The sequence below is a fragment of the Pandoraea sp. E26 genome, assembly GCF_000681415.1.
Taxonomy (GTDB): Bacteria; Pseudomonadota; Gammaproteobacteria; order Burkholderiales; family Burkholderiaceae; genus Pandoraea; species Pandoraea pnomenusa.
In genome coordinates this window covers 1-5,373 of sequence record NZ_AYXJ01000024.1, presented here as the reverse complement: position 1 = coordinate 5,373, position 5,373 = coordinate 1, and the positions used below count along the sequence as shown (strand labels likewise).

Annotated in this window: 2 tRNA genes and 3 rRNA genes; all 5 read right to left on the bottom strand. The window is 52.2% G+C overall.

The annotated features are described in order from the left end of the window. Positions 1–47: 47 nt before the first annotated feature. The 5 genes from rrf to W930_RS0115150 all read right to left on the bottom strand — a co-directional run bounded on the left by rrf (position 48) and on the right by W930_RS0115150 (position 5,252). Positions 48–160: ribosomal RNA gene (rrf, locus tag W930_RS0115170) — 5S ribosomal RNA — on the bottom strand. 128 nt (positions 161–288) lie between these two features. After that, positions 289–3,166 (bottom strand): 23S ribosomal RNA (locus W930_RS0115165). A 288-nt stretch (positions 3,167–3,454) separates the two neighbouring features. Then, positions 3,455–3,530 (bottom strand) — tRNA-Ala (locus tag W930_RS0115160). 48 nt (positions 3,531–3,578) lie between these two features. Then, positions 3,579–3,655: transfer RNA gene (locus W930_RS0115155), tRNA-Ile, on the bottom strand. Positions 3,656–3,719: 64 nt separating this feature from the next. Beyond that, a 16S ribosomal RNA gene (locus tag W930_RS0115150) occupies positions 3,720–5,252 on the bottom strand. Together the 16S, 23S and 5S rRNA genes with 2 tRNA genes alongside form the textbook arrangement of a ribosomal RNA operon. Positions 5,253–5,373: the final 121 nt, after the last annotated feature.

The following is a 5,373-nucleotide window of genomic DNA, read 5'->3' as shown; positions in this document are numbered from 1 at the left end:
AAAGCAAAAACCCCTTGCTACTGTGTAGCAAGGGGTTTTTAAGGGGAGCCTGACGATTACCTACTTTCACACGGGTATCCGCACTATCATCGGCGTGGAGTCGTTTCACGGTCCTGTTCGGGATGGGAAGGGGTGGTTCCAACTCGCTATGGTCATCAGGCATAACTTGTATGTTCTGCTGCACGGCGCGTGCAACAAAACCAATTCGGAAGAAGCGTAGTACAACAATGTTGGGTTGCGAGTGTATCGGCACAGCGATACTCACACCAGGAAAAACACACTGGTTATAGGATCAAGCCTCACGGGCAATTAGTATCAGTTAGCTTAACGCATTACTGCGCTTCCACACCTGACCTATCAACGTCCTGGTCTTGAACGACCCTTAAGGGGAATCGAGTTCCCAGGGAAGTCTCATCTTAAGGCGAGTTTCCCGCTTAGATGCTTTCAGCGGTTATCTCTTCCGAACATAGCTACCCGGCGATGCCACTGGCGTGACAACCGGTACACCAGAGGTTCGTCCACTCCGGTCCTCTCGTACTAGGAGCAGCCCCCTTCAAACTTCCAACGCCCACGGCAGATAGGGACCAAACTGTCTCACGACGTTTTAAACCCAGCTCACGTACCTCTTTAAATGGCGAACAGCCATACCCTTGGGACCGGCTACAGCCCCAGGATGAGATGAGCCGACATCGAGGTGCCAAACACCGCCGTCGATATGAACTCTTGGGCGGTATCAGCCTGTTATCCCCAGAGTACCTTTTATCCGTTGAGCGATGGCCCTTCCATACAGAACCACCGGATCACTATGACCTGCTTTCGCACCTGCTCGACTTGTCAGTCTCGCAGTTAAGCACGCTTTTGCCATTGCACTATCAGCACGATTTCCGACCGTACCTAGCGTACCTTCGTACTCCTCCGTTACACTTTGGGAGGAGACCGCCCCAGTCAAACTGCCTACCATGCACTGTCCCCGATCCGGATTACGGACCTAGGTTAGAACCTCAAACAAGCCAGGGTGGTATTTCAAGGACGGCTCCACAGAAACTAGCGTTCCTGCTTCAAAGCCTCCCACCTATCCTACACAGACCGGTTCAAAGTCCAATGCAAAGCTACAGTAAAGGTTCATGGGGTCTTTCCGTCTAGCCGCGGGTAGATTGCATCATCACAAACACTTCAACTTCGCTGAGTCTCGGGAGGAGACAGTGTGGCCATCGTTACGCCATTCGTGCAGGTCGGAACTTACCCGACAAGGAATTTCGCTACCTTAGGACCGTTATAGTTACGGCCGCCGTTTACCGGGACTTCAATCAAGAGCTTGCACCCCATCATTTAATCTTCCGGCACCGGGCAGGCGTCACACCCTATACGTCCACTTTCGTGTTTGCAGAGTGCTGTGTTTTTATTAAACAGTCGCAGCCACCAGTTTATTGCAACCCCTTCACCCTCCTGGCGCAGGCCAGTCAAGCTACAAGGGCGTACCTTATCCCGAAGTTACGGTACCAATTTGCCGAGTTCCTTCTCCCGAGTTCTCTCAAGCGCCTTAGAATACTCATCTCGCCCACCTGTGTCGGTTTGCGGTACGGTCTCGTATGACTGAAGCTTAGAGGCTTTTCTTGGAACCACTTCCAATTGCTTCGCGAACAAGTTCGCTCGCCCCACAGCCTTGAATTGCGCGCCCGGATTTGCCTAAGCGCCTTCTCCACTGCAGGGACCGGGACTTCCAACACCCGGACAACCTTCCGCGATCCGTCCCCCCATCGCATCATACGACGGTGCAGGAATATTAACCTGCTTCCCATCAGCTACGCATCTCTGCCTCGCCTTAGGGGCCGACTCACCCTACGCCGATGAACGTTGCGTAGGAAACCTTGGGCTTACGGCGAGGGGGCCTTTCACCCCCTTTATCGCTACTCATGTCAGCATTCGCACTTCTGATACCTCCAGCAACCTTTACAAGTCACCTTCACAGGCTTACAGAACGCTCTCCTACCATGCGAGCAAGCTCGCATCCGCAGCTTCGGTATATTGCTTAGCCCCGTTACATCTTCCGCGCAGGACGACTCGATCAGTGAGCTATTACGCTTTCTTTAAAGGGTGGCTGCTTCTAAGCCAACCTCCTGACTGTTTTAGCCTTCCCACTTCGTTTCCCACTTAGCAATATTTAGGGACCTTAGCTGGCGGTCTGGGTTGTTTCCCTCTTGACACCGGACGTTAGCACCCGATGTCTGTCTCCCGTGATTGCACTCTTCGGTATTCGGAGTTTGCTATGGCGAGGTAATCCGCAATGGACCCCTCAACCATGACAGTGCTCTACCCCCGAAGGTGATACACGAGGCACTACCTAAATAGTTTTCGGAGAGAACCAGCTATTTCCAAGTTTGTTTAGCCTTTCACCCCTATCCACAGCTCATCCCCTAACTTTTCAACGTTAGTGGGTTCGGTCCTCCAGTACGTGTTACCGCACCTTCAACCTGGCCATGGATAGATCACTTGGTTTCGGGTCTACACCCAGCGACTGAACGCCCTATTCGGACTCGCTTTCGCTACGCCTTCCCTATTCGGTTAAGCTCGCCACTGAATGTAAGTCGCTGACCCATTATACAAAAGGTACGCCGTCACCCCTTACGAGGCTCCGACTGTTTGTATGCATGCGGTTTCAGGATCTATTTCACTCCCCTCCCGGGGTTCTTTTCGCCTTTCCCTCACGGTACTGGTTCACTATCGGTCGATTACGAGTATTTAGCCTTGGAGGATGGTCCCCCCATCTTCAGACAGGATTTCACGTGTCCCGCCCTACTTTTCTCAAGCTTAGTTCCACACCAGGGCTTTCTCATACGGGGCTATCACCCACTATGGCCGGACTTTCCATTCCGTTTTGATAACACCGGTGCTAAATCTTGAAGGCTGGTCCCATTTCGCTCGCCACTACTTTGGGAATCTCGGTTGATTTCTTTTCCTGCAGCTACTTAGATGTTTCAGTTCGCCGCGTTCGCTTCACTGGACCTATGTATTCAGTCCAGGATGACCTAAAAGGCCGGGTTTCCCCATTCGGACATTTGTGGATCAATGCTTATTTGCCAGCTCCCCACAACTTTTCGCAGGCTATCGCGTCCTTCATCGCCTGTAATCGCCAAGGCATCCACCACATGCACTTATTCGCTTGACCCTATAACGAGTGCGTCTCTCGACACATCCTTTATAGGTTGAGTTTTCGCGTTGTGCCGTATTCCAAGTCATCTTTCGATCACTTAAATACTGGTTGATACAATCACAACCCGTACAATTTTCACGCGCCATCTCTAACGCGCTTCCGTTGTACTACTTCTTCTTCCAAATTGTTAAAGAACAAATACTGCATGACATTGCTGTCATTCAAAAACGTTCACGTGGATTTACTACAGAGTTACTGCAGACGTAAAACACTTTTGACTGACATCGATGTGATCTAAGGTTTTGGTGGAGGCAGACGGGATCGAACCGACGACCCCCTGCTTGCAAAGCAGGTGCTCTCCCAGCTGAGCTATGCCCCCCTATCAAGCCTCATTTACCAGCCGACTTGGTCAGGCGGTGGTTAAGCTTGGTGGGTCTGGAAGGACTTGAACCTTCGACCCCCGCCTTATCAAGACGGTGCTCTAACCACCTGAGCTACAGACCCGACTTAGATCTACGCAGTCAACAACCGATAAGCGTGAACACTCAACTTCCAGTGCATGCTCTAGAAAGGAGGTGATCCAGCCGCAGGTTCCCCTACGGCTACCTTGTTACGACTTCACCCCAGTCATGAATCCTGCCGTGGTAAGCGCCCTCCTTGCGGTTAGGCTACCTACTTCTGGCAAAACCCACTCCCATGGTGTGACGGGCGGTGTGTACAAGACCCGGGAACGTATTCACCGCGACATGCTGATCCGCGATTACTAGCGATTCCAGCTTCACGCAGTCGAGTTGCAGACTGCGATCCGGACTACGATCGGTTTTCTGGGGTTAGCTCCACCTCGCGGTTTGGCAGCCCTCTGTACCGACCATTGTATGACGTGTGAAGCCCTACCCATAAGGGCCATGAGGACTTGACGTCATCCCCACCTTCCTCCGGTTTGTCACCGGCAGTCTCCTTAGAGTGCTCTTGCGTAGCAACTAAGGACAAGGGTTGCGCTCGTTGCGGGACTTAACCCAACATCTCACGACACGAGCTGACGACAGCCATGCAGCACCTGTGTTACGGTTCTCTTTCGAGCACTCCCACCTCTCAGCAGGATTCCGTACATGTCAAGGGTAGGTAAGGTTTTTCGCGTTGCATCGAATTAATCCACATCATCCACCGCTTGTGCGGGTCCCCGTCAATTCCTTTGAGTTTTAATCTTGCGACCGTACTCCCCAGGCGGTCAACTTCACGCGTTAGCTACGTTACTAAGGAAATGAATCCCCAACAACTAGTTGACATCGTTTAGGGCGTGGACTACCAGGGTATCTAATCCTGTTTGCTCCCCACGCTTTCGTGCATGAGCGTCAGTATTGGCCCAGGGGGCTGCCTTCGCCATCGGTATTCCTCCACATCTCTACGCATTTCACTGCTACACGTGGAATTCTACCCCCCTCTGCCATACTCTAGCCTTGCAGTCACGAATGCAGTTCCCAGGTTAAGCCCGGGGATTTCACATCCGTCTTACAAAACCGCCTGCGCACGCTTTACGCCCAGTAATTCCGATTAACGCTTGCACCCTACGTATTACCGCGGCTGCTGGCACGTAGTTAGCCGGTGCTTATTCTTCCGGTACCGTCATCCCCCCGAGGTATTAACCCAGAGGATTTCTTTCCGGACAAAAGTGCTTTACAACCCGAAGGCCTTCTTCACACACGCGGCATTGCTGGATCAGGCTTTCGCCCATTGTCCAAAATTCCCCACTGCTGCCTCCCGTAGGAGTCTGGGCCGTGTCTCAGTCCCAGTGTGGCTGGTCGTCCTCTCAGACCAGCTACAGATCGTCGCCTTGGTGAGCTTTTACCTCACCAACTAGCTAATCTGACATCGGCCGCTCTTGTAGCGCGAGGCCCGAAGGTCCCCCGCTTTCCTCCTCAGAGCGTATGCGGTATTAATCCGGCTTTCGCCGAGCTATCCCCCACTACAAGGTACGTTCCGATGTATTACTCACCCGTTCGCCACTCGCCACCAGGTGCAAGCACCCGTGCTGCCGTTCGACTTGCATGTGTAAGGCATGCCGCCAGCGTTCAATCTGAGCCAGGATCAAACTCTTCAGTTTAAACCTGTTACTGTTTTCGGTTTTTCGCGATAAATCGCTAGAACCGGTCGCTCTCAAAGTATGCTGACAAGTTAATTACTTAACTTACCTATTACTATGTGAGCCTCAATAAATTTAAAGC